25 protein-coding genes are annotated in these 23,860 nt (G+C 66.8%); 16 read left to right on the top strand and 9 right to left on the bottom strand.

Annotated elements, in window-relative coordinates; all coding sequences use genetic code 11:
* On the top strand, positions 1 to 747 hold a 747-nt coding region (phnE, locus tag ACREE8_RS04380; protein ID WP_431571757.1), incomplete at its 5' end, for a phosphonate ABC transporter, permease protein PhnE.
* Positions 748 to 767: 20 nt separating this feature from the next.
* Here phnE and phnF read toward each other — a convergent pair.
* Positions 768 to 1,517, bottom strand: coding sequence for a phosphonate metabolism transcriptional regulator PhnF (gene phnF, locus ACREE8_RS04375; protein WP_431571758.1), 750 nt, complete (start codon positions 1,515 to 1,517; stop codon positions 768 to 770).
* 93 nt (positions 1,518 to 1,610) lie between these two features.
* On the opposite strand from phnF, the gene phnG reads away from it, so the two are divergent.
* From phnG to ACREE8_RS04325, 10 genes are read left to right on the top strand one after another with little or no spacing between them, the layout of a single operon-like run.
* Positions 1,611 to 2,090: a phosphonate C-P lyase system protein PhnG gene (phnG, locus tag ACREE8_RS04370; protein WP_431571756.1), complete on the top strand. Its 480-nt coding sequence runs from the start codon at positions 1,611 to 1,613 to the stop codon at positions 2,088 to 2,090.
* Complete coding sequence (gene phnH / locus ACREE8_RS04365) at positions 2,083 to 2,733, top strand: phosphonate C-P lyase system protein PhnH (protein ID WP_431571755.1); 651 nt, start codon at positions 2,083 to 2,085, stop codon at positions 2,731 to 2,733. The genes phnG and phnH overlap by 8 nt, the downstream gene beginning before the upstream one ends.
* Positions 2,724 to 3,809, top strand: a complete 1,086-nt coding sequence (locus ACREE8_RS04360) for a carbon-phosphorus lyase complex subunit PhnI (protein WP_431571754.1) — start codon at positions 2,724 to 2,726, stop codon at positions 3,807 to 3,809. Before phnH ends, ACREE8_RS04360 begins: the two co-directional genes overlap by 10 nt.
* Positions 3,806 to 4,651: an alpha-D-ribose 1-methylphosphonate 5-phosphate C-P-lyase PhnJ gene (locus ACREE8_RS04355; protein WP_431571753.1), complete on the top strand. Its 846-nt coding sequence runs from the start codon at positions 3,806 to 3,808 to the stop codon at positions 4,649 to 4,651. Before ACREE8_RS04360 ends, ACREE8_RS04355 begins: the two co-directional genes overlap by 4 nt.
* Positions 4,651 to 5,436 carry a phosphonate C-P lyase system protein PhnK gene (phnK, locus tag ACREE8_RS04350; protein ID WP_431571752.1) on the top strand — a complete coding sequence of 262 codons (786 nt, stop codon included), beginning with the start codon at positions 4,651 to 4,653 and terminating at the stop codon, positions 5,434 to 5,436. Before ACREE8_RS04355 ends, phnK begins: the two co-directional genes overlap by 1 nt.
* Before the next feature lie 20 nt (positions 5,437 to 5,456).
* Positions 5,457 to 6,146, top strand: a complete 690-nt coding sequence (gene phnL, locus ACREE8_RS04345; RefSeq protein WP_431571751.1) for a phosphonate C-P lyase system protein PhnL — start codon at positions 5,457 to 5,459, stop codon at positions 6,144 to 6,146.
* Entirely contained in the window at positions 6,143 to 7,285 is a 1,143-nt protein-coding gene (locus ACREE8_RS04340; protein ID WP_431571750.1) for an alpha-D-ribose 1-methylphosphonate 5-triphosphate diphosphatase, read from the top strand. The genes phnL and ACREE8_RS04340 overlap by 4 nt, the downstream gene beginning before the upstream one ends.
* A gap of 3 nt (positions 7,286 to 7,288) precedes the next feature.
* Positions 7,289 to 7,975 carry a chloramphenicol acetyltransferase gene (locus ACREE8_RS04335; protein ID WP_431571749.1) on the top strand — a complete coding sequence of 229 codons (687 nt, stop codon included), beginning with the start codon at positions 7,289 to 7,291 and terminating at the stop codon, positions 7,973 to 7,975.
* A complete protein-coding gene (gene phnN / locus ACREE8_RS04330; RefSeq protein WP_431571748.1) occupies positions 7,972 to 8,553 on the top strand; it encodes a phosphonate metabolism protein/1,5-bisphosphokinase (PRPP-forming) PhnN in 582 nt (193 codons plus the stop codon). Before ACREE8_RS04335 ends, phnN begins: the two co-directional genes overlap by 4 nt.
* 48 nt (positions 8,554 to 8,601) lie before the next feature.
* Positions 8,602 to 9,498, top strand: coding sequence for an FkbM family methyltransferase (locus tag ACREE8_RS04325; RefSeq protein WP_431571747.1), 897 nt, complete (start codon positions 8,602 to 8,604; stop codon positions 9,496 to 9,498).
* Between the two features lie 25 nt (positions 9,499 to 9,523).
* On the opposite strand, the gene ACREE8_RS04320 is transcribed toward ACREE8_RS04325, so the two are convergent.
* The 6 genes from ACREE8_RS04320 to ACREE8_RS04295 all read right to left on the bottom strand — a co-directional run bounded on the left by ACREE8_RS04320 (position 9,524) and on the right by ACREE8_RS04295 (position 16,856).
* Positions 9,524 to 10,513 carry an aldo/keto reductase gene (locus tag ACREE8_RS04320; RefSeq protein ID WP_431571746.1) on the bottom strand — a complete coding sequence of 330 codons (990 nt, stop codon included), beginning with the start codon at positions 10,511 to 10,513 and terminating at the stop codon, positions 9,524 to 9,526.
* 141 nt (positions 10,514 to 10,654) lie between these two features.
* Positions 10,655 to 11,893, bottom strand: coding sequence for a Coenzyme F420 hydrogenase/dehydrogenase, beta subunit C-terminal domain (locus tag ACREE8_RS04315; RefSeq protein ID WP_431571745.1), 1,239 nt, complete (start codon positions 11,891 to 11,893; stop codon positions 10,655 to 10,657).
* Positions 11,890 to 13,287, bottom strand: a complete 1,398-nt coding sequence (gene hydA / locus ACREE8_RS04310) for a dihydropyrimidinase (RefSeq protein ID WP_431571744.1) — start codon at positions 13,285 to 13,287, stop codon at positions 11,890 to 11,892. The genes ACREE8_RS04315 and hydA overlap by 4 nt, the downstream gene beginning before the upstream one ends.
* Positions 13,287 to 14,726, bottom strand: a complete 1,440-nt coding sequence (gene lysA, locus ACREE8_RS04305) for a diaminopimelate decarboxylase (RefSeq protein WP_431571743.1) — start codon at positions 14,724 to 14,726, stop codon at positions 13,287 to 13,289. The genes hydA and lysA overlap by 1 nt, the downstream gene beginning before the upstream one ends.
* Positions 14,723 to 15,664, bottom strand: a complete 942-nt coding sequence (locus tag ACREE8_RS04300; protein WP_431571742.1) for an N-carbamoyl-D-amino-acid hydrolase — start codon at positions 15,662 to 15,664, stop codon at positions 14,723 to 14,725. The genes lysA and ACREE8_RS04300 overlap by 4 nt, the downstream gene beginning before the upstream one ends.
* A 97-nt stretch (positions 15,665 to 15,761) precedes the next feature.
* Positions 15,762 to 16,856 (bottom strand): ABC transporter substrate-binding protein, encoded by a 1,095-nt coding sequence (locus ACREE8_RS04295; protein ID WP_431571741.1) that lies wholly within the window; start codon positions 16,854 to 16,856, stop codon positions 15,762 to 15,764.
* A gap of 180 nt (positions 16,857 to 17,036) precedes the next feature.
* Between ACREE8_RS04295 and ACREE8_RS04290 the strand changes: the two genes are divergently transcribed.
* The 4 genes from ACREE8_RS04290 to ACREE8_RS04275 are packed head-to-tail and all read left to right on the top strand — an operon-like array spanning position 17,037 to position 22,102.
* Positions 17,037 to 18,014 carry a LysR substrate-binding domain-containing protein gene (locus ACREE8_RS04290; protein ID WP_431571740.1) on the top strand — a complete coding sequence of 326 codons (978 nt, stop codon included), beginning with the start codon at positions 17,037 to 17,039 and terminating at the stop codon, positions 18,012 to 18,014.
* On the top strand, positions 18,011 to 19,411 hold the full coding sequence (locus ACREE8_RS04285) for an NAD(P)/FAD-dependent oxidoreductase (RefSeq protein ID WP_431571739.1): 1,401 nt from the start codon (positions 18,011 to 18,013) through the stop codon (positions 19,409 to 19,411). The genes ACREE8_RS04290 and ACREE8_RS04285 overlap by 4 nt, the downstream gene beginning before the upstream one ends.
* Positions 19,408 to 20,646 (top strand): NAD(P)/FAD-dependent oxidoreductase, encoded by a 1,239-nt coding sequence (locus ACREE8_RS04280; RefSeq protein WP_431571738.1) that lies wholly within the window; start codon positions 19,408 to 19,410, stop codon positions 20,644 to 20,646. The genes ACREE8_RS04285 and ACREE8_RS04280 overlap by 4 nt, the downstream gene beginning before the upstream one ends.
* A gap of 25 nt (positions 20,647 to 20,671) precedes the next feature.
* On the top strand, positions 20,672 to 22,102 hold the full coding sequence (locus ACREE8_RS04275) for an FGGY family carbohydrate kinase (RefSeq protein ID WP_431571737.1): 1,431 nt from the start codon (positions 20,672 to 20,674) through the stop codon (positions 22,100 to 22,102).
* Here ACREE8_RS04275 and ACREE8_RS04270 read toward each other — a convergent pair.
* Entirely contained in the window at positions 21,999 to 22,403 is a 405-nt protein-coding gene (locus ACREE8_RS04270; RefSeq protein ID WP_431571736.1) for an AMP-binding protein, read from the bottom strand. The two genes, ACREE8_RS04275 and ACREE8_RS04270, sit on opposite strands and share 104 nt — an antisense overlap.
* A gap of 181 nt (positions 22,404 to 22,584) precedes the next feature.
* Here ACREE8_RS04270 and ACREE8_RS04265 point away from each other — a divergent pair, with 181 nt between their 5' ends.
* On the top strand, positions 22,585 to 23,571 hold the full coding sequence (locus ACREE8_RS04265; protein ID WP_431571735.1) for a phosphopantetheine-binding protein: 987 nt from the start codon (positions 22,585 to 22,587) through the stop codon (positions 23,569 to 23,571).
* A 35-nt stretch (positions 23,572 to 23,606) separates the two neighbouring features.
* Here the strand turns inward: ACREE8_RS04265 and ACREE8_RS04260 are convergent.
* The coding region (locus ACREE8_RS04260; RefSeq protein WP_431571734.1) for a sigma-70 family RNA polymerase sigma factor at positions 23,607 to 23,860 on the bottom strand (254 nt) is incomplete at its 5' end.

Genomic DNA, 23,860 nt, shown 5'->3' with positions numbered 1-23,860 from the left:
TCCTATATGCGCCTCATCGCCTATGGCGTCATCCTGGCCGCTCTCGCCGGTTCCTGGCAGGGGGCCGATATGCGCCCGCTCGATCTGATCCATGACCGGGCGAACATGGCGACCTTCCTCGCCGACTTCTTCCCGCCGGATTTCCGCGAGTGGCGCTTCTACGTCGAGGAAATGGTGATCACCGTCCAGATCGCGCTCTGGGGGACGGTGATGGCGATCGTCTGCGCGATCCCCTTGGGCCTCGCCTGTGCCGGCAATATCGCGCCCTGGTGGATCCACCAGCCGGCGCGCCGCCTGATGGACATCTGCCGTTCCATCAACGAGATGGTCTTCGCCATGCTGTTCGTGACGTCGGTGGGCCTCGGGCCCTTTGCCGGCGTGCTGGCGCTCTGGGTCCATACCACCGGCATCCTGGCGAAGCTGTTCGCGGAAGCCGTCGAGGCCATCGACCCGCGGCCCGTGGAGGGCATCCGCTCGACCGGCGCCCATAAGCTCGAGGAGATCGTCTTCGGCGTGATCCCGCAGGTCATGCCGCTCTGGGTCTCCTATTCGCTCTACCGTTTCGAATCGAACGTGCGCTCGGCCTCGGTCGTGGGGCTGGTGGGCGCTGGCGGGATCGGCCAGGTGATCTGGGAGATCATCCGCGGATTCCAGTTCGGACAGACCTGCGCGGTGATGATCATCATCGTCATCACGGTGATGTCGATCGACCTGATGTCGCAATGGCTGCGCAAGGCCTTCATCTGAAGCGCGGCTTTGCCGCGGCTTCAGACGCCGGCGAGCAGATCTTCCGGCCGCACGATCATCTGGACGCGATCGCCGGCAAAGACCGCGAGGCTGTGATGGGTGGGCTTGCCTTTGGCATCGACATTGACGGCCTCGGCCTGAAGGATCGGGCGGCTCACCGTCTGCTCCAGGAACTCGGCCTCGCGCGCGCTCGGCAGCCGCGCCAGGATCCGTGTCACCTTGCGGGTGTAGTCGCCCACACCCAGCTCTTCGAGCGCCGCGGTCAGCGACCCCAGCCGCCGATAGGCCTCCTCGATGCCGGCGAAGCGGGGCAGGGGGAATTCATGCACGCCATAGCCCATGGGGGCGCCGTCGGCGATGCTCAAGGTCTCGATCCGCATCACGGCCGCCCCGTCGCGCAGCTTGAGGTCGGCGGCGATGCTGCCGGAGACCGTGGCCTTCTCCGCGGAGATCAGGCGATGGCCCGGTTCGCGGCCCTGGGCCAGGAGATTGCTGCTGAAGCGGGTGCGCCGGCCCAGCACATAGTCGATGGTCTTGTCGTTCACGAAGGTGCCGCGGCCCTGCTCGATGCGCAGGATGCCCTGCTCGGCCAGGGTCGCGACCGCGCGGCGCACCGTGTGGCGATTGACCGTGAAGCGCTCGGCCAATTCGAGCTCGGTCGGCAGCCGGTCGCCCGGCTTGATACGCCCGGCTTTCAGATCCGCGCTCAGGGTTTCGGCGATCTGCCGCCAGACCGTCACCCCCCGGCCGCGCGCGATCGGGTCCTTCATCGCCACTTCCGACTCCATTCGAATGGCCCTCGCCGACACACAGCCTGATTCACGGGCAGGCCGCAAGATTGGTTGACAAGTATAGACGTCTAGATGAATATGACGGCCATGGCAACGCTCGATTCCTCGCAAACCGATCGCGCCCGATGGATGGCCCTGCTGAGCCAGGCCGATCCGGCTGAATTGGAGGCGGCGTGGGGTGAGTTGGACTCCGCGCCATCCCATCATTGGCTGCGTCCGGTCGAGACCGGTCTGGTCATGCTGCGGGGTCGCGCCGGCGGCACGGGCCAGCCTTTCAATCTGGGCGAGATGACCGTCACGCGGGCGGCGGTCATGCTCGACGCCCCGCTTGCCGGGGTCGGCTTCGGCTATGTCGCCGGCCGCGCGCCGCGTCACGCCGAGCTGGCGGCGCTCTTTGATGCGCTGCTGCAGGACGAGACCATTCGCAGCGGGCCATTGGCGGGACTGCTGACGGCCCTGGAGCAAGCCGGCGACCGGAAGCGGGGGCGCCGGGCGGCCGATGTCGCGGCGACCCGGGTGGATTTCACGACCATGGTGCGCGGCGATGACTGATCTGCAAGCTCGCGTCGTTTCGGGGACGGCATCGCGCAAGGGCATGCTGGCGCCGGGACTGCCCGATCCCGTTCACGATGCGCAGCGCATCTTCCGCTGTGCCTTGACCGCGCTCAGCGAGCCGGGCCGCATATTGGAATTCCCGCTGTCGCTCGAGGCGGCTTGTCGTCAACTCGGCGCCGGGGTCGGGCCGGCCGCGCTGGGCCTCATGCTGGCGCTCGCCGACGGCGACACGCCGATCTGGCTCGATCGAAAGGCTTCGGCGGTTGCGGCCTTCCTGGGTTTTCATACCGGCGCGCCGTTGGCCGAGGCGCCGATGGCGGCCCGTTTCGCACTCGTCGCCGATCCGGCTCTCGGGCCCGGAATGATGTCGTTCGATCCGGGCAGCGTCGATTATCCCGACCGCTCCGCAACCCTGATCCTCGAGGCGAGCCGGCTTGCCTCAGGCGGGCAGATGGGGTTCTCAGGCCCTGGCATTCCCACGAAACGCTATCTCGCGATCGAGGGGCTGCCGCGCGACTTCGTCGCCGATTGGGCCGCCAATCACGCGCAGTTTCCCTGCGGCATCGATGTCCTGATCACCTGCGGCAACAAGATCGTCGGTCTGCCGCGCAGCACCGCCTTGGAGGTCTCATGTATGTAGCCGTCAAGGGCGGCGAAGCCGCCATCGAGGCCGCGCATCGGCTGCTGGAACAGGATCGCCGCGGCGATCCCGCGATCCCGGTGCTGACAGTGGATCAGATCGAGGGACAACTTCGCCTGGCGGTCGATCGCGTCATGGCCGAAGGCGCGCTCTATGACCGGCGGCTGGCGGCCCTTGCCATCAAGCAGGCCGCGGGGGATATGGTCGAAGCGATCTTCCTGCTGCGGGCCTATCGCACGACCTTGCCGCGCTTTGCCGTCAGCGAGCCGATCGAGACCGCGAGCATGGCCGCCGACCGCCGCATCTCGGCGATCTTCAAGGACGTGCCAGGCGGCCAGTTCCTCGGACCCACCTTCGATTACACCCACCGGCTGCTGGATTTCGAGTTGGCCGGCAACGCCGCCTCTGAACCGGAGCCAGCGCTGTCGGCGCCAATTGCGCTCGCAGCGGTCCCGCCGGTCATGAGCTGGCTCGAGCAGGAAGGCCTGCTGGAGCCGGAGCGCCCGAAGCCCGATCTTCCCATTGGCGATATCACCCGCGATCCGCCGCAATATCCGGCGACGCGCGACGTGCGGCTGCAGGCGCTGGCCCGCGGCGATGAAGGCTTCCTCCTGAGCCTCGCCTATTCGACCCAGCGCGGCTATGGCCGGAACCATCCCTTCGCCGGCGAGATTCGCAGCGGCCGCGTGACGGTCGAGATCGTGCCCGAAGAGTTGGGCTTCGCGGTCGCGATCGGCGAGATCGAGGTGACCGAATGCCAGTTGGTCAACCAGTTCAAGGGTTCGGCCACGCAACCGCCACAGTTCACGCGCGGCTATGGGCTGGTGTTCGGGCGCTGCGAGCGCAAGGCGATGGCGATGGCCCTGGTCGATCGCAGCCTGCGGGCGGCCGAGTTCGAGGAGACGGTGACGGCACCGGCCCAGGATGAGGAGTTCGTGCTGAGCCATGCCGACAATGTCGAGGCCTCGGGCTTCGTGCAGCATCTGAAGCTGCCGCATTATGTCGATTTCCAGGCCGAGCTCGACATCGTGCGCCGGATGCGCGCCGAAGAGGCGCGCCAGGAGGCGGCGGAATGAGCGAGACCGGTTACAACTTCGCCTATCTCGACGAGCAGACCAAGCGGATGATCCGCCGCGCTTTGCTCAAGGCCGTGGCGATCCCGGGCTATCAGGTGCCCTTTGCCGGCCGCGAGATGCCCTTGCCCTATGGCTGGGGCACCGGCGGCATCCAGGTCACGGCCTCGATCATCGGCCGCCAGGACCGGCTGAAGGTGATCGACCAGGGCGCCGACGACACCACCAACGCCGTCAGCATCCGCAAATTTTTCGCCCGCACCGCCGGTGTTGCCACCACGACGCGCACGGCCGAGGCCAGCATCATCCAGACTCGCCATCGCATCCCGGAGACGGCGTTGCAGCATGGCCAGATCATGGTGTTCCAGGTGCCGATTCCGGAGCCCTTGCGCTGGCTCGAGCCGCGCGAGACTCAGACCCGGCGCATGCATGCGCTGGCGGATTACGGCGCGATGCATCTCAAGCTCTATGAGGACATCGCCCGCTTCGGCCGGGTGACCACGGCTTACGATTATCCGGTTCAGGTCAATGGCCGCTATCTGATGTCGCCGTCGCCGATCCCGCGGCTCGACAATCCCAAGCTCGACCGGTCGCCGGCCCTGCAGCTCTTCGGCGCCGGCCGCGAGAAGCGGATCTATGCCGTGCCGCCCTTCACCTCGGTCAAGAGCCTCGACTTCGCCGATCATCCCTTCGCCGTGGAGCGCTGGCCCTGCCGCTGCGCGCGCTGCGGGGCCGATGACAGCTATCTCGACGAGATCGTGGTCGACGATCGCGGCGGCCGGCGCTTCATCTGTTCCGACACCGACTATTGCAACAGCCGGCTTCAGCCGCAGGCAGCCGAGTGATGACGCCAATCACCGACAGGCCGTTGCTGACGGTCGAAGGCCTGGGCAAGCGATTCGGCACGCGCGTGGCCTGCCGCGACATCGGCTTCTCGCTCTGGCCGGGCGAGGTGTTGGGCGTGGTCGGGGAATCCGGTTCCGGCAAGACCACCTTGCTGGGCTGCATCGCCGGGCATGTGACGCCCAGCGACGGCCGTGTCTGGTTCGAGACGCGTGACGGTGCCAAGGTCGACCTCGCGGCGCTCTCCGAGGCCGAGCGGCGCCGGCGCCTCGGCGACGATATGGGCTTCGTGCACCAGAATCCGCGCGACGGGCTTCGGCTCGACATCAGCGCCGGCGGCAATATCGGCGAGCCGCTGATGCGCGCCGGCATGCGCCATTACGGCACGATCCGCTCGATGGCCGCGGAGTGGCTCGGACGGGTCGAGATCGATCCCACGCGGATCGACGAGAATCCCCGGCGCTTCTCCGGCGGCATGCAGCAGCGCCTGCAGATCGCCCGCAACCTGGTGACCAAGCCACGCCTGGTTTTGATGGACGAGCCGACCGGCGGCCTCGACGTCTCGGTGCAGGCGCGGCTGCTCGATCTCATCCGTCAGCTCGTTGCCGATCTCGGTTTGGCCGTGATCCTGGTGACCCATGATCTGGGCGTGGCCCGGCTCCTGGCCCATCGCTTGATGGTGATGCAGGATGGGCGCATCGTCGAAACCGGCCTGACCGACCAGGTGCTGGACGATCCGCACGAGCCCTATACCCAGTTGCTGGTTTCCTCGGTGTTGCCGCTATGACCCAGGACAATCGTGAAACCATGATCGAGACCCGCGGCCTGTCGAAGAGCTTCACGCTCCATGTCCAGGGCGAGGTCAAGCTGGTCGTGCTTTCCGGCATCGATTTGAGGGTCGGGGCCGGGGAGTGCGTCGTGCTCGACGGTCCCTCAGGCGCCGGCAAGAGCACGCTCATGCGCACGCTCTATGGCAATTACCGCGCCGATGAAGGCGCCATCCTGGTTCGCCATGGCGGTGATCAGGTCGATCTCGCGACGGCGAGCCCGCGGCTGGCGCTCGAGCTGCGCCGCCGGACCCTGGGCTATATCAGCCAGTTCCTGCGCGTGATCCCGCGGGTGCCGACCTTGGAGGTGGTGGCCGAGCCGCTGCGGGCGCGCGGGGTCGACGGGCATGAGGCCCGCGAACGGGCCGGCGCGCTATTGGAGCGCCTGGCCTTGCCGCGGCGGCTCTGGTCGTTGTCGCCCGTGACCTTCTCCGGCGGCGAGCAGCAGCGCGTCAATATCGCCCGCGGCCTGCTGGCGGCCCATCCGATCCTGCTGGTGGACGAGCCGACCGCATCGCTCGACGCCGCCAACCGCAGCATTGTTGTCACCTTGTTGCGCGAAGCTCGCGCTGCCGGGACCGCCATCGTCGCCATCTGCCATGATCCCGAAGCGCGCGCCGCGCTGGCGACCCGATTTTACAGCCTTCCGCCCAGAGAGTTGGCCGCATGAACCGCGACACCGTCCTGACCAACGCCTGCATCGTCCTGCCCGATGAGATCCTCGACGGGACCCTGGTCATCCGCGACGGCAAGATCGCGGAGATCGAGACAGGCGTCAGCCGGCTCGAAAGCGCCATCGACTGCGAGGGCGACTATGTCATTCCGGGCATGGTCGAGCTTCACACCGACAATCTGGACAAGCATATCGCGCCGCGGCCGCGGGTTCATTGGCCGGCGCGCTCGGCCGTGGTGGCGCATGACGCGCAGATCGCCACCGCCGGGATCACCACGGTGTTCGATTCGGTTGCGATCGGCGACATCCACCGCGAGAGCGACCGGATCGAGACCCTGACGGCGATGGCCGAGGGGCTGGAGGAATGCCAGCGCGAGAACATGCTGCGGGTCGAGCATTTCCTGCATCTGCGCTGCGAGATCTCGCATGGCGAGCTGCCCGCTCACCTGGAAAGGCTGGCTCAGCATCCTTGCCTGAAGCTGGTGTCCCTGATGGACCATACGCCCGGCCAGCGCCAGTTCGCGACCCTGGCGCAGTACGAGTCCTACTATAAGGGCAAGTACCAGATGAGCGATGCGGACCTCGCGAGCTTCGTCCAGCGCTGCCTGAACGATCGCGCGCTTCACGGCGATGCCAATCGGGCGGCGGTGATCCAGCTGGTGCGCGAGCGCGGCCTGAAGCTGGCCAGCCACGACGATGCGACCGTGGAGCATGCGGAAGAGGCGGCGGCGGCGGGTGCCGTCGTGGCCGAGTTTCCCACGACGCAGGTCGCAGCCCTGGCGCTGCGCGAGCACGGCATCGGCATCCTCAGCGGCGCACCCAATGTCGTGCGCGGCGGCTCGCATTCGGGCAACATCTCGGCCATCGATCTGGCGCGGGACGGGCTGGTCGATATCCTCTCTTCGGATTATGTGCCGACGAGCCTGCTGCCGGCTTCCTTCCGGCTGGTCGAGGAGCTGGGCTATTCCCTGCCGGCGGCCATTCGGATGGTGGCGACAAGGCCGGCCGATGCGATGGGGCTGAACGACCGCGGTCGGATCGCGCCGGGCTTGCGCGCCGATCTGGTGCGCGTGGCCGAGCGGGGCGGGTTGCCGCTGGTGCGCGCGGTGTGGCGGCAGGGCGAGCGCGTGGCCTGAGCCATGATCGCGCTTGAGCAGGGACAGCCGGAGCATCCCTGGGCCGACGGGCGCAGCATGACCGAGGCGCCCCTGCTGCATCCGACCGCCATCGTGAAGGCCAGCCGCTTCGGCCCCTGGACGGTGGTGGGTCCGCGCAACCAGTTGCTCGAGGTCGATTTTCGCGACTGGTCCTATGCGGTGCGCGATGTCGAGATCTTCAACGCCGATGTCGGCAAGTTCTGCAACCTCGCCGCCGGCGTGAGGCTCAACCCGACCAATCATCCGATGGAACGCGCCACGCTCCATCACTTCACCTATCGCAGCCGCTCCCATCATCTCGCGGATGCGGACGATCCCGAGATCTTCGCCTGGCGTCGTTCGCATAGAGTGGTGATCGGGCCGGATGTCTGGATCGGGCATAACGCGATCGTGCTGCCCGGACGCAGCGTCGGCACGGGGGCCGCGATCGGCGCCGGCGCCGTCGTGACCAAGGACGTGCCCGATTACACGGTGGTTGCGGGCAACCCCGCGCGCATCATCCGCCGGCGCGTCGACGAGGCGACCGAGACCCGGCTCAAGGCCATCGCCTGGTGGGATTGGAGCCCGGCGAGATTGCGCGCGAGCCTGCAGGATTTCCGGCAACTGGACGCGTCGGCTTTCGCCGAAAAATACAGCCGGCCCGAGGTCATGGCGGGAATGCCGGCATGACGACCGAGCTTCCCGGTCGGCTCTTCTATGTGATGGGCGCCTCGGGCGTCGGCAAGGACAGCCTGCTCACCTTCGTCCGCCAGGCCGGAGATCCTCTCCATGTCGCCGTGGCTCATCGCTATATCACCCGGCCGGCCAGGGCGGGCGGCGAGAATCATATCGCGCTCAGCGAAGCCGAGTTCCGTGCCCGGCTCGGGGCCGGCTGGTTCGCGCTGCATTGGCGCAGCCATGGGTTCTTCTATGCAATCGGCCGCGAGATCGACCTTTGGCGTCGAGGCGGCATCAATGTCGTTCTCAACGGATCGCGCGAATATCTCCCCGAAGCGCTGGAGGCTTATCCCGATCTGGTGCCGATCCTGATCACGGCGGAACCCGCCTTGATCGCCAGCCGGCTGACCGCCCGGAAGCGGGAGTCGGGCCCCGAGATCGCCGAGCGCCTCCGCTATAGAGAGGATGTCGCCTCTCCGCCGGAAGATTTCATCAGGATCGACAATAGCGGTGCGATGGAACTGGCCGGGACGGCGCTGCTGGCGCTGGTCGGCCAGTCAGCGGGTTCGCCTGCCGTCAAGGCGCGGTAGTCCCGCACTCGCTTCCCGGCGGGTCTGGGCTTCGCTATCCTCTGAGCCATGACGGCCAGTTTGTCCGAGGCTCCGCCAGCCGACGCGATGCAGATCCTGATCGATACGTTCGGTCTTTCCAGGCCGCTGTCGATCGTCGACATCGGCGCCAACCCCATCATCGGTGGAACGCCACCTTACAAACCCCTGCTCGATCGGGGTGTGGCACGGCTGAGCGGCTTCGAGCCCCAGGCCGACGCCTTCGCGCAACTGGTCGCGGGCGCACGCCCCAACGAGACCTATCTGCCCTATGCCGTCGGGGACGGCGCCGACCACACATTGCATATCTGCCGATCGCCGGGGATGGCGAGCCTTCTGGAGCCGGATCCCCAATCGATGGCGCTGTTTCATGGATTTCCGAAATGGGGCGAGGTCGTCGAAACCCGCCCGGTCGCCACCCATCGGCTGGACGACATCGCGGAGATCGACGCGGTCGACTATCTCAAGATCGACGTCCAAGGCTCGGAGCTGGCGGTCTTCCAGGGCGGGCGCGATAAGCTCTCCTCGGCCATGGCAGTCCATACCGAGGTGTCCTTCGTCACGCTCTATCGCAACCAGCCCACGATCGGCGATATCGATCTCGCGCTACGCTCTCTCGGCTTCATCCCGCACGCTTTCGTCGACATCAATCGGCGGGCGATCGCGCCGATAACGATCGACAACGACATCTATCGGGGTCTCAATCAACTGCTGGAAGCGGACATGGTCTATCTGCGCGATTTCCGCGATCCCGCGACATTGAGCGACGAGCAGCTCAAGTTCCTGGCCATCATCGCGCAGGGTTGCTACGGGTCGTTCGATCTCGCGGCTCGCTGCCTCAAGACCCTCATCGGGCGCGGAACCGCTGCGTCTGGGGCCATGCCGGCTTTCCTCAGGGCTCTGAACAACTCCGGTCCGTCACACTGAAGCTCTCGGCTGTCCTGATCGCGGCCTAGGTCGTCCCGCTATAGCTATGGCCGGCAATCGGATGAGGCTGGTAGGGCTCCTCCAGCCGTTTGATCTCCTCCGGCTCCAGGGTCAGCTCCGAAGCGGCGATCGCATCGTCGAGATGATGCGTCTTGGTGGCGCCGACGATGGGCGCCACAATGCCGGGCTTCGCGAGGAGCCAGGCGAGCGCGATCTGGCTCGGCGGCACGCCGCGCTCCTTCGCGACTTCGGCGCAACGCGCGATCACCGGCGCATCGAGCGCTTCCTGCTTGGCATAGAGCCGGTTCTGATACTCGTCCGTGGTCGAGCGCGGCGTGCCGGCGCTCTTGCTGCCGGCGAGGCGCCCGCGGGCGAGGGGCGACCAGGGAATGACACCGATCCCCTGATCGACGCAGAGCGGCATCATCTCGCGCTCTTCCTCGCGATAGGCGAGGTTGTAATGGTTCTGCATGGTCTGGAAACGGGCCAGGCCCTCGCGGGCCTGGATCGCGAGCGACTTCATGAACTGCCAGGCGAACATGGAAGAGGCGCCGATATAGCGAACCTTGCCGCTGCGGACCAGGATGTCGAGCGCCTCCGCCATCTCCTCGATGGGCGTCTCGGGATCGAAGCGATGGATCTGATAGAGGTCGATATGATCGGTGCCGAGGCGGCGCAGACTGGCCTCGACGGCGGTCAGGATATGTTTGCGCGACAGCCCTCTGTCGTTCGGGCCATCGCCCATCGCGCTATGGACCTTGGAGGCGATGATCACCTGGTCGCGCTTGGCGAAGTCGCGGATGGCGCGGCCGAGGATCTCCTCGCTGACGCCGCCGGAATAGACATCGGCCGTGTCGAAGAAATTGATGCCTTGCTCGAGGGCGCGCCGGATGAAGGGCCGCGCCTCCTCCTCGGTCAGCACCCACGGGCGCCATTCCGTGGTGCCGTAGGACATGCAGCCGAGGCAAATGCGAGAGACTTTGACGCCCGTGGAGCCGAGGCGGACATAGCGCATGGGAATTCCCTTTGGATAGCGGATCGGAGCGGCGCTGGGGAGCGCGGGACCGGTTCAATGAACGGTTCGCCCGCGAGGACGGGCGGTACCTGATAGGAGATTGTAGGGGGCGGGCTGTCGTCAAGGCTGCTGAAGGCTTAGTCAGGCGCCTCGAGCCGGCTCGGCCTCGCGATTGGCGCCACGGCGCAGCCGCCGCAACGTCCCTCGCAGGTTCTTCGCGAAACTTCGCCTTCCCAACCACGCCGCATGAAAAATTCGCAACCCCGCGTAATGCGGTCGGGATTGGCCGGCCAAGGCAAGGCCGCCCAGCCGCGCCAGGATCGCCATCTTTCGCTCGCCCTGATGCGGTTGCATGCGATTGAGCTCGGCCACGCTGTTGGGCAGCAGTTTGAGCCTGCCGCCCTGTTCCATGCGGGCCAGCAGGGCCTCGCCGGCGGCCGTGCGCGCGATCACGGCGTTCCAGCTTTCATACTCGCCATGGGCATAGCCGTCGGCGGTGATCCAGGCATCGCCGCAGGCGATGTCGGCCTGCTCGCCGGTGGCATCGGGGCAGATCTTGCAGCGGAACTGGATCTCCTGCGCCAGCTCGTTGCCCCAGGTCTCGTCATAGCTCTGCTCGAAGACGCGGCCATTCTTGGCTTCGATCCGGGTGGGGCCGGGGCAGCCATGGCCCCGATAGCGCATCAGGCGAACCTGGTCCTCGCTCAGGCCATATTTGCCGACAATGGCTTGCGAGATGCCCAGGCTCGAGACACCGGCGCAGAAGAAAGCGACGCGATAGCGGACCAGCCGGTCCACGCGCGGATCGAGGCGCGCCAGATTGCGCAGCGCGGCGATGTCGCAAGGCTTGCCGACGACGGCGAAGGGCTTGCCGGCCGTCAGCATCCCCTCGAGATCGGTCAGCGGTGCCGCCGGACCATAGCGCGCACCGGCCGCCTCCATGACGCCTTGGAGCCCGCGGCTCACCTGCGGAACCGAACGCAGCGCTTGGGTTGGATCGGCCTTTGTATGGAGGACGGCCTCGACCTCGCCGCTGGCGAGCAGATAGCTGGCGAGAGCGGAGATCACGCCGCCCGACGCCGCCTTGAAGCGCATCTCTTCGTCGGTCGCCTGGCCGCGCGCGAGCCGCTTGATCGGTCCCCAGAGCGGATCGATAGAGATGCCGACTTCCGGCGTGGCCCGCTGCCGGTTGCCGGGACAGGCGGAGAGGATGCGGCGTTCTTCGCTGGCCGGGAGAGGCTGTCGGATCCGAGGCCGTAGGAATCCTTCCGGCGTCATCTCCAGGCGAATGCGATCGGGCCCGGCCATGCTCTGGCAGAGACCGCAGCCGGTGCAGAGCCCTTGGCGAACGACCTCGGTCAGCGTGCGCGGATGTTTCACGATGGCGAGCGGTCGTCGATATGGCGGCCCCGCCCGGCCGCGGTCGAGACCCAGCCGCGATCCCAGACCCTCTCGCCGCGCGAGAAGGTGACGACCGGCCAGGCGGACAGTTCGCGTCCCTCATAGGGCGTGTAGTCGCATTCGTCATGCAGATCGGCATGGCGCAGCGTCCGCTGCTCGCCATGCTTCCACAGCGCGATGTCGGCATCCGCACCCGGCATCAGGCTGCCTTTGCGCGGATAGAGCCCATAGATCCGCGCGGGATTGGTGGCGGTCAGGGCGACGAATTGCTGGCGCGTGAGCCGGCCCCGCGTGACGCCTTCATGATAGAGCAGCGGCAGTCGCGTCTCGAGGCCGGGAAGACCTGGCGGCACTTTGCGGAAATGCGGATGCTCGCCGCCCTGGCTGCGCTTGCCGTCGCTGCCGGCGAAGCGATAGGGGCAATGATCGGACGAGACGAGCTGGAAGGCGCCCTGCTGAAGTCCGCGCCATAGCTGGGCCGCGTCATCCTCGCCGCGTGGCGGCGGCGAGCAGATATGCTTGGCCGCCTCCCAGCCGGGTTCATGCAAGTGATGGCCCATCCCGAGGAGATATTGCGGACAGGTCTCGGCCAGGACCGAAATGCCGCGATCCTGGCCCCAGCGGATCTGCTCCAGCGCCTCTGCCGAGGACACATGGACGATCATGACCTTGGCGCCGGTGATCTGCGCCAGGGCGATCGCGCGGTGGGTGGCCTCGCGCTCAACCGCTGGTGGTGCGGACTCCGCGAAGGCACCGAGATCGGTATGGCCTTCGGCTTCAAGGCGCTGCGATAGCCAATGGACGCAATGCCCGTTCTCGGCATGGACCATGGTCACGGCTCCGCCGCGCCGGGACGCGTCCATCACCTCGAGGATCTGCCGATCGTCCAGCATATAGCCGGGATAGGTCATGAAGACCTTGAAGGAGCGATAGCCATCGGCGATCAAGGCCGGTAGCTCTTGGCCGATCAGGGGTCCCGAGACATCGGAGACGATGAGATGGAAGGCATAGTCGATCAGCGCCTTGCCCTTGGCACGCCCGTGATAATCCTCGACCGCCTGGCGCAAGCTCAGGCCCGGCAATTGATTGGCGAAGGGCATGATGGTGGTGGTGCCGCCGCAGGCGGCAGCCCGCGTCGCCGAGGCGAAATCGTCGGCGAGCCGGGCGCCCATATATTCGGGCTCGTCCACATGGCAGTGGGCATCGACGCCCCCCGGCATCACCAGAAGGCCCGTGGCATCGACATCTTCGCGCGCTTGCGGCAGGTCGCGGGCGACCGCGACGATCCGGCCGTCGGCGACACCGACATCGGCGACGAACTCCTCGGAGGCCGTCACCACCGTGCCGCCACGGATGGCCAGATCGAGGCGCATCAGATCACCTCGTTGAAGAGGAGGTCGGTATAGGTATCGCGCCGGCGCATGACCTCGTAGCGGCCATCGAGGTCGAGCATGCCGACCTCGGGTCGCGGGCGCCCGTTGTTGGGTGTGATCTGGTCCAGCGTATAGGCGCCGGTATCGAGGAAGGCGATGATATCGCCGGGACCGGTCGAGCCGGCGAGCTTTCGCGTTGGCGGCAACCGTACCAGCGTACTTTCCAAAAGCTCGCGGGATTGGGCCAGCTTGGGATCGGCCTTGAGGAGCCTCACCAGGGTCTGCTCGCCATCGACATCGAAGAAGGCATCGCCATTGTCGCAGAGCGGTCCGACGACACGGAACTCCGAGAGCGGCTCGTCGATCTTGTTGGCCGTGATCGAGTGGTAATACCACTTATAAGTGTAAGACTCGACGATGGTGTTGTAGCCCGCATCGAGATAGAGCCAGTCATGGCCGGCGCGTGTCTTCACGGTTTCGACCGTCGACAGCGTCACGGCGGCATCGCCGACCATGCGCCGGCCAGGCTCGACCAGGATTTCTATCTGCTCGCCGAGCCCCTTGCGCAACGGCGCCAGGCCGGCGCGTGCGATATCGGCGCTGTCGATCCGGGGCGCGAAGATATCGCCCTGCGGTGTCCGGTTGACGCCGCGCATATAGGGCAGGGGGAAGCCGCCGCCCAGATTGACATGTTCCAGCCGCAGGCCCAGCCCGTCCTGCAGCCGGCGCGCCTGCTCGACCAGCACATGGGCCGCCGATACATAGGGCCCGGTATCGGTGATCTGCGAGCCGACATGGGCATGGATGCCGACCAGCCGCAGGGCGTTCGGCTGCGCCCGCAGCAACGCCATGGCGCGGTCGAGTTCCTGCAGCAGGATGCCGAACTTGGTGCCTTCCGATCCGGTGCGATTGCCGGGGGAGGTGGGACTGTCGACTTCGGGCACGATGCGCAAGGTCACGCGGGCCTGGCAGCCCAGATCCGCGGCGACCTCGCCGATCCGCTCCAGCTCGAACAGGCTGTCGACATTGATGGCCTTGATTGGCGGGCTCAGCGCTTCCGAAATCTCGGCCTTGGATTTGGCGACCCCGTTGAAGACGATCGAGTCTGGGGGAATCCCGGCGAGCTTCGCGCGGAACAACTCGCCGCCGGAATTGACTTCGAGCGCGATGCCTTCCGCGTGAAGCAGCCGCAATACCTTGATCGTGGAGAGCGCCTTGGCCGCGTAGCAGATCGTGCTGCGCGGATGGGAGGCGGCGAAGACCGTCTTCATCGTCCGCGCGGTCTCGGCGATCCGGCGGGCCGAATAGACGAAGAACGGCGTGCCGCGCTCGTGCGCCAGCGTCACCAGATCCACGCCGTCCATGGTCAGGCGACCTTGCTCGGAGCCCCGATAGCCCTCGATCTTCCAGTCCTGTCCCATGGCCGGCTTGGCGTTCACGTCGTTTCCGGGGGCGGGATGGCGCCGGTGCGCTCGGTGATCAGCTTGTAATGCTCGATCCGGCGGTGATAGGCGAAATTGAAGATATCGGCGCGATAGGGCGCGCCCATATCGAGGTCGCACTTTCGCACCACCAGCTCATCTCCCATCGTGGCGCATTGCGCGACGATCTCGCCCGAGGGCGCGATGATGCAGGTCTGGCCGATCATGTTGAAGCCTTCCTCGAAGCCGGCCTTGGCGACGCCCACCACCCAGGTCGCATTCTGATAGGCACCCGACTGCATCACCAGGTGATTGTGAAAGGGTTCGAGCGCGTCGAGCTCGAAGGGGTCGCCCAGCCCGATCGGCGAGTTATAGCCGAGCAGCACCATCTCGACGCCCTGCAACCCCATGACGCGATAGGTCTCGGGCCAGCGTCGGTCGTTGCAGATGCACATGCCGAGGATGCCGCCGAAGGCGCGCCAGACCGGGAAGCCCAGATCGCCGACCTCGAAGAAGCGTTTTTCCAGATGCTGGCCCGGCCGGTCCATGACGTCGGAATGGCCCGGAAGATGGACCTTGCGATATTTGCCGACGATGCGGCCGGTCTTGTCGACCAGGATCGAGCTGTTGAAGCGCCGCTTGCGTCCGTTCTCGATGACGAGCTCGGCGAAGCCCAGCGAGAAACCGATACCGCGCCGCGCCGCCTCCTCGAACAAGGGCTTCGTCTCGGGCCCCGGCATCTCCGACTCATAGAAGGAATCGAGCTCACGCTCGTCCTCGATCGCCCAGCGCGGAAAGAAGGTGGTGAGGGCCAGCTCGGGATAGGCGATCAGGTCGCAGCGGAAGCCGTGCGCTTCGCGCATCAGCTCCAGCAGCCGGCCGACCACCTGCTTGCGGCTGTCGTTGCGCGCGATGGGACCAAGCTGGGCGGCGCCGACGGTGATGGTGCGGGGCATGTGGTTTTCCGAAAATCGATCGATGATGGAATGTCGCCCCGGCCGGTCAGCGCTGAGTTGGGGTCTCGGCGCTGGCCGGGCGGGAACGAGGCCTGCGTCAGTTGCCGGCCTTCACAAGGTCCCACATCGTCTGCAGCTTTTCGCGCTGCTTCTCGGACATGGGGCCAAGGAAATTGCCCTTCTTCAGATAGTCGCTGGGATCGCCTGCGAGACCGATCGCCTCCAGGTCGGCTTTCGGCACCAGGGCCAGGGCCTTGCTGTTGGCGTGGCCATAACCCCAGTTCTCGACCAGGTTCTTGCCGGACTCAGGATCTTCCAACGCATTGATGAAATCATAGACCTCTTCGACCGGCGCGGTCGCCGACTTCAGATGGGCGAAACCGCAGAGCCAGGTGACCAGCCCTTCCTTCGGCTCCAGCATGAAGTTGATCGGCACACCCTGGCTGCGGAGATTCTTGAAGCTGTTGGGCCAGCCCCAGGCAACCTCGATCTCGCCCGAGGCCATGGCCTGTTCGAGCTGGGCGGGATCCTGCCAGATGAAGCGGACATTGTTGCGCAACGCCCTCATCTGCGCCTCGATCAGTGGATAGTCGGAGTCCTGCAGATCGAGGGGATGTTTGATGCCGGCGAGCACGGCGGTCAGCTGGTAGATCTCGTCGAAGGCATCCGGGATCGCGACCTTACCCTTGTATTTCGGGTCGGTCAGGATGGTGAAGCTCTGCTCGGTGATCTGCACCTTGTCGGTGCGATAGAGCACCGACGAAGCGCCCCATTCCCAGGGCACCAGCCAATGCTGGCCGTCGAGCACCAGCGCGTCGGCGTCGCGCAACTCGGGGATCAGGTCGTTCCAGGCCGCGACCTTGCTCGGGTCGATCGGTTGGAGCAGCCCGGCTTCCTTCCATTTCTTGACGTCATGGATGCAAGGATGGGCGATGTCGGCGGTGAAGCCGCTCTGCAGCTTGGTGAAGCCCTCGTCGGTGCCGCTATAGAAGGAGAATTGCGGGCCCGAGCCATATTTGTCGGTATAGGGCTTGCGGAAGGACGGGTCGTCATAGCCCGCCCAGGTGAAATAGCGGAGGGTCGAGGTGGCGGCGAGGGCCGAAACCGCGACGGTGGCAAAAAGGGCGACGGGCAAGGCCAGTTTCGCAAGCCGCGTCCAGCGACGGCGGCTGCGATCGGTTCTCTCGATCATGGCGTGAATCCCCTGATGGTAGACGATATTCCGGCCGGTTGGGGTTGCGGGCGGGCCTGGCGCCCGCGAGTGCCCTTCTTCTGTTCCGGAGCCCCAGGCTAGGTCCGGGGCGCCTCACCCAACAAATGACGAGTGTTGTGGCAATGGCCTAAATTTTGTTATGGCTCTGTTGGAACAGCCATGCGCCGCTTGCTCAACCTGAATTGGATCCGCAGCTTCGAAGCCTCCGCCCGGCATCTGAGCTTCACCGGGGCTGCGCGCGAGCTGAACATGACCCAGGCCGGCATCAGCCAGCATATCCGCCTGCTGGAGGGCCAGCTCCGGGAGTCCCTGTTCCACCGCCTGCCGCGCGGGCTGCAATTGACCGACGCCGGCGAGGCCTATCTCCGGGTCGTGCGCGAGAGCTTCGACCATCTGACCTTCGGGACCGCCGAGATCTTCGGCCATGGCGAGGAGGGGCTGGTCACGGTGCGCACCAACGTCGCCTTCGCGACCCATTGGCTGGCGCCGCGCCTGGCCGGGTTCCACGCCCAGTTTCCCGCGGTCGCACTCCGCCTTACCGCGGCGGTGCATGGCATGGATACGGTCTGGGAGGGTGTGGATCTCGAGATCCGCTATGGCCATGACCATGCGACGGGGCTCTCGAGCCAGCCGATCACAACCGATCGTCTCTTCCCGGTCTGCGTCCCGGCCCTGGCCGCTTCACTCAAGGAGCCGCGCGACCTGCTGGGTCAGCGCCTGATCCATGTTATCGGCAATCGCCAGGGCTGGACCGACTGGTTTGCCGAGACGGGCCTGCGCGGCGTGACCTTCGACCAGGTACTGCAGACCGACACCTCGGCGATCGGCCTCGAGCTCGCCGCCGCGGGGGTGGGGGTGGCGCTGGGGCATAGCTCGCTGGTGAAACCGATGATCCAGGCGGGCCGGCTGGTCCGTCTCTTTGACGCCGAGATCGACGCGCAAGGCCCGTTCTATCTGGTGGCGCCGTCCGACCGGCCGATGCGCGCCGAGGCGAGGAGCTTCAAGACCTGGCTATTGGCGGAAGCGGGCGTCGAGATCGAGGCCAAGGCACCGCCGAAACCGGGCCGCGGTCGCAAGGCGGCGCGGCGAAGCGCGGCCCTGGCCAGCAAGCCTGCACGCCGGAAGCGCGCGCCATGAGCGGAGCGGGCTTGGATGCACGCTTCGATGTCGCCATCGTCGGCGGCGGCGTGGTCGGTTGCGCCATGGCGCGGCGCTTCGCGCTGGAAGGCGCCCGGACGATCCTGCTCGAGCGTTCGACCGACATCCTGGCGGGGCCGAGCAAGGCCAACAGCGCGCTGCTCCATACCGGCTTCGATGCGACGCCCGGCAGCCTCGAGCTCGCCTGCGTGCGCGCGGGCTATGCCGAATATCTGGAAATCCACGACCGGTTGAACCTGCCGCTGCTCGAGACCGGTGCCGTGCTGGTGGCCTGGACCGAGGAGGAGGCGGGTAAGCTCGACGGGATTCTGGCCCAGGCCCATGCCAACGGCGTGACTGACGTCCGGCGCATCGGGCGCGATGAGCTGATCGCGCGTGAGCCGCATCTGGCGGAGACAGCGCGGGAAGCCATTCTGGTTCCCGGCGAGCATGTGATCGACCCCTGGTCGGCGCCGCTCGCCTATCTGCGCCAGGCGGTCGAGAACGGCGCGCAGGCGTTGTTCTCGGCGCCCGTCGAAGCGGGTGAGTTCGACGGCAGCCGATGGAAATTGAGCACGCCGCATGGACCCGTCACGGTCGGGCTCGTGATCAACTGCGCCGGTCTCTGGGGCGATCATCTCGATCAGTCGCTGCTGGGACGAAAGGATTTCTCGATCTGGCCGCGCAAGGGCCAGTTCGCGGTGTTCGACAAGGCCGCGGCGCCCTATCTGCGCAGCATCCTGCTGCCGGTTCCGACCGAGCGGACCAAGGGTGTCGTGCTGGCACGCACCATCTTCGGCAATCTGCTGGTGGGACCCACCGCCGAGGAGCAGACCGATCGCGAGCATCCTTCGACCGACGGCCCGACCCTGGCGCGGCTGGTCGAGCATGCGGCGCGCCTGGTGCCCGCCCTGGCCGGAATGTCCGTGACGGCGGCCTATGCCGGATTGCGGCCGGCGAGCGAGCATAAGGACTACCAGATCCGTGCCCATGCGGAGCGCCGATGGATCACCGTCGGCGGGATCCGCTCCACCGGATTGACGGGCGCGCTCGGCATCGCACGGCATGTCTGGTCGCTCTATGAGGGCCTCGGCAATCGTCATACGGCGCCGGCAGCGCCGGTCTGGCCGCGCATGCCCAACATCGCCGAGCATCGGGCCCGCGATTTCCAGCAGCCCGGCTATGGCGAGATCGTCTGCCATTGCGAGCTGGTGACGCGGCGCGAGATCGAGGCCGCGTTGACAGGCCCGCTGCCGGCAGGCGATCTCGGCGGCCTCAAGCGACGAACGCGTGCGATGATGGGGCGCTGCCAGGGCTTCTATTGCAGCGCCCATGTCTGTGCCATCGCCAAGGGTCGCATCGCGATGCCGGACAAGCTCGGCGAGACGTTGCCATGACGGACCTGCAGCCTCGTGCGTCGGTCTGCCGTGTCGCCATCGTGGGTGGGGGCCCCGCAGGTCTCGGCGCCGCATTGGCGTTGCGGCAGAGCGGCATCGACGGTGTCATCGTGATCGAGCGCGAAGCGGAGGCGGGCGGCATCCCCCGCCATTGTGGGCATCCCGTCTTCGGTTGGCGCGAGTTCGGCCGTGTCCTGTCGGGGCCGGCCTATGCGCGGCGCCTGCGGGAAGCCGCGCTCGCGGCCGGTGCCGAGATCTGGACGCGCAGCAGCGTGACCCAGCTCCATAGGGACGGAAAGATCGAGCTGGCGAGCCCCGCCGGCCTCGGGCAGCTCACGGCGGAGCGTGTCATTCTGGCGACCGGCGTGCGCGAAGCGCCGCGCAGCGCAAGGCTTGTCGGCGGCGATCGTCCCTGGGGCGTTCTCACCACCGGGGCCTTGCAGAGCTTCGTCTATCTCGAGCGCCTGCGGCCCTTCCGGCACCCGGTCATCGTCGGCACGGAGCTGGTCTCCTTCTCGGCCATCCTGACCGCGCGGAAGGCCGGCATGCGTCCGGTCGCGATGATCGAGGCGAACGGCCATACGACGGCGCGATGGCCCGGCGCCTGGATGGCGCGCGTCTTCGGGCTGCCGCTGCGCCTCGACACGCGGCTCGTCGATATCCGCGGGAACGGCCGCGTCGAGGCCGTCACGGTCGAGACGGGCGGCAGAACCGAGACCATCGATTGCGACGGCGTCATTTTCACCGGCCGGTTTCTGCCGGCGGCGGAGCTGGTGCGGTCGAGCCCCTTGCGCTGGGACAGCGGCAGCGGCGGGCCTGTCATCGATCAGTTCGGCCGCTGTTCCGATCCGGCCTATTTTGCGGCTGGCAATCTGCTGCGTGCGGTCGAGACCGCCGGCTGGTGCTATCGCGAGGGTCGCCGCGCCGGCGGGTTCGTCGCCGACGACCTGCAGGGCCGGCTGCCGTCCTCGCCGCGGCGGATCGCGTTCGAGCGCGGTCCGGCCATCAAGCTGATCGTTCCCCAATCCCTCGAAGTGGGCGTGACCGATTCTTCGGCCATGCTGCAGCTGCGCGTCGATCGACCGGTGGCCGGTCGCCTGACGATCGAAGCCGGCGGCCAGCGACTGTGGGAACGTCGGATAAAGACGAGACCGGAACGCCGGATTCTGATTCCGCTGCAGACGCTTTCCATTCCTCCTGGCGTGGACCGCCTGCAGGTCGGAGTTACGGAATGACACGGTCATAGGAGCGTCAGTCGCCATGCGTATCGTCGCGATCGACCAGGGGACCACCTCGACGCGCGCCCTCGCGGTGGAGACGGATGGAAGCTGTCGGGTGGTCCATAGCGAGCGCCACGAGCAGCATCATCCGGGCGCCGGACGGGTCGAGCATGACGGCGAGGAACTGGTCGCCAATATCCGCCGCTGCCTTGCCGCGGCGGGCAAGGCCGATGTCATCGGCATCGACAACCAAGGCGAAAGTTGCCTCGCCTGGGATGCACAAACAAAACGCCCGATCTCGCCGGTGATCGTCTGGCAGGACGCACGCACCAGCGATCAGGTGGAGCGCCTCAAATCCGACGGCGCCGAGACTCTCACGCTGACGCGCGCGGGGCTGCCGCTCGATCCCTATTTCTCCGCGACCAAGCTGCGCTGGCTGCTCGACCATGCGGAGGGGGCCCGCGATCTGGCGCAGGCAGGGCGATTGCGGTTGGGCACCACCGACGCCTTCTTCCTCAATCGCCTGACGGGAACTTGCGCCACGGACATCACCACGGCGAGCCGGACCTCGCTGATGAATCTCGAGACCGGCAACTGGGACCCGGAGCTTTGCCAACTGTTCGGTGTGCCGGGCGAATGTCTGCCGGAGATCCGCCCGACGGTCGGATCTTTTGGCGAGATCGATGGGGTTCCTGTGGCGGCCTCGATGGTCGATCAGCAGGCGGCGCTCTATGGTCATGGCTGCCGCGCGCCGGGCGACGTCAAGATCACCTTCGGCACCGGCGCTTTCGCGCTCGGCGTGACCGGCGAGCGCATCGTGCGATTGCCCGAGCGCGGGCTGCTCCCGACGGTCGCCTGGCAGATCGGGCCGAAGCGCAGCTATGCTGTCGATGGCGGCGTTTATAATGCGGGCTCCGCGGTCGATTGGGCGCTGCGCCTGGGTCTCGCACCCGATCTGGCCGCGCTCGACAGCTTCGACCGGCCGCCGGCGATCGAGCGTTCCCTGGCTTTCGTGCCGGCCTTGTCGGGGCTCGCCTGTCCGCATTGGGACCGCAGCGCCGCCGGTTTGTGGATCGGGATGGGGCTCGAAACCGATGCGCGGGACATGCTGCAGGCGCTCCTGGAGGGCATCGCGCTCCGCACAGCCGAGGTCATCGAGGCCATGGGCGCCGCGCTGCCGATCGGCGCGCCGGTCTCGGTGGATGGCGGGCTGGTCCGCAGCGATTATTTCGTCCGCTTCCTGGCATCCTGTCTCGGACGTTCTCTGGTCGTCCGTACCTTCGACGAATTGACCGCCTTCGGTTGCGCGGGATTGGCCGCCGCCGCCGGTGGCCGGTCCCTCACCGTGCCGCGGGAGGGCGAGCGCGTCATCGAGCCCGTGACCGATGGGGCTGCCTGGCGCGCACGCTTCGGCGAAGCGGTCTCCCGCGCCAAGGGCTGGCGCCACGCCGCCCCGGTTCGGCCAGGATGAGCTTGGGCTGGAAGACCTCGGCCGTGCGCCGCTGCTCCGCCTCGGTCCAGCGCCAATCCATCAGCAGGAAGATCCCGCCGATCCGCAGGATCGCAAAGAGACTGGCGATGAACTCGGCATGATCCTGCAGGCACACACCGACGACGTCGCCGCGGCCCACACCCTGACGCATCAGAGCGACGGCATGGCCGGCGACATAACGGTCCAACTGGCGGAAGGTGAAGCTGCGGTCCCGCTCGACGATTGCCGGGTGATGGGCCCGGTAGCGGCCATGAAGCGTGATCAACTGCGCCAGATTCACGGGACGGTCATGAGAAAGGCCGGGGGCTCCGGTTGTTGGCAGGAATGCCCGCCGCTATATTTGCCCAGCCATGGCACGCGATCCACGCTCAAATTCCGGCCGGCCGGAGGATGTCCCGGCGCTGTCCGCCTTGCCGGGATCGCCGATTCCGGAGCGGATCCTGGTCAGGCCAAGGGCGGCCGTGGCTCGCCGGCTTCAGGAGATATGGAAGGCCATCCTCGATCTGGACGAGGTGGGCGCCCGCGACGATTTCTTCGAGCAGGGCGGCGACTCGCTGGCGGCGACTGCCCTGATGGCGGAGATCGAGCTCGCTTTCGGCGTCAAGCTGCCGATCTCGATGCTGCTGGAAGCGCCGACCATCGTCCAACTGACCGACCGGGTTCTGGCCGTCGTCGGGAAAACGGAATCACCTCTCCTGATTCCGATCGAGCCTGGCGGCGATCGCACCCCGATCTTCTTCGTTCACGGACTGCACGGCCAGGTGCTGTTCACGCGTCATCTGCGAGGTCAGCTGGGCGAGGGGCGCCCACTCTTCGGCTTGCAGGGCCGCACCGGCCCGCGTCCCGGCGGCGAGGCCGAGACGGTCGCGGAAATTGCTGCCGACTATGTGGCGGCTATCCGTGCGGCGCGACCCGGATCTCGATCGATTCTGGCGGGCTACTGCGCCGGCACCTTGATCGCCTGGGAGATGGCGCAGCAATTGACCGAGTTGGGCGAGCCGCCGGAGGCGGTGATCGGGATCGATCCGCCGGTCCTGCTGCAGGGCGATGTTGGCGGTCCGGCGAATGCGCCGGAGGGCGCCTATGGCAGTCCGCTGGCCTTCCGCGACGAGGCCAGGCTGTTGATTGCCGGCACGGCCGAGCAACATGCCGATCCCACGATCATCGGCCGCGGCGACGATGCCGTCGAACGGGCCGTCGATCGTGCGGAACGCATGCGGCTCATTCTCAACCGTTACCAGCCGGCGCCCTGGGCGGGGAAAGTGGCGTTCATCTGCAGTGCCCCCCGAGTGAAGCGCCTAAGGGAACCACGCAACCCCTGGCGGACCGTCTTGCCCCGATCCATTCGCCTCTATGCCGTGGGCGACGGACATCTGGAACTGTTCCGCGATCGCGGCAAGCGGGTCGCGCAGGCGCTGAAGCGGTACTTGGACAAGTTGGAACTCTAGGCGGCCGCCGCGGGCCAAACCGGCGTTACGGCGGATCAGGCCACGGTTTCGCGATCGACCATGATTGCCTGAAGCTTGCCCAGCGCGCGCTTCTCGAGCTGACGGACGCGCTCCTTGCTGACGCCCAGCTCATGGCTGAGATCCTCGAGCGTGGCGCCGTTTTCGGCCAGATGGCGCTTGCGGATGATGATCTGCTCGCGATCCGGCAGCTCGCTCATCGCGGCGGCCAGCCAGCGGGAGCGCGTCTGGGAGTCGAGATCGGCGGTCACCTGTTCTTCGGGCGTGGCGC

It is taken from the genome of Hypericibacter sp. (genome assembly GCF_050729195.1).
Classification (GTDB): Bacteria; Pseudomonadota; Alphaproteobacteria; order Dongiales; family Dongiaceae; genus Hypericibacter.
The sequence above is the reverse complement of the archived record's forward strand: the minus strand, read 5'-3'. Positions and strand labels throughout refer to the sequence as shown.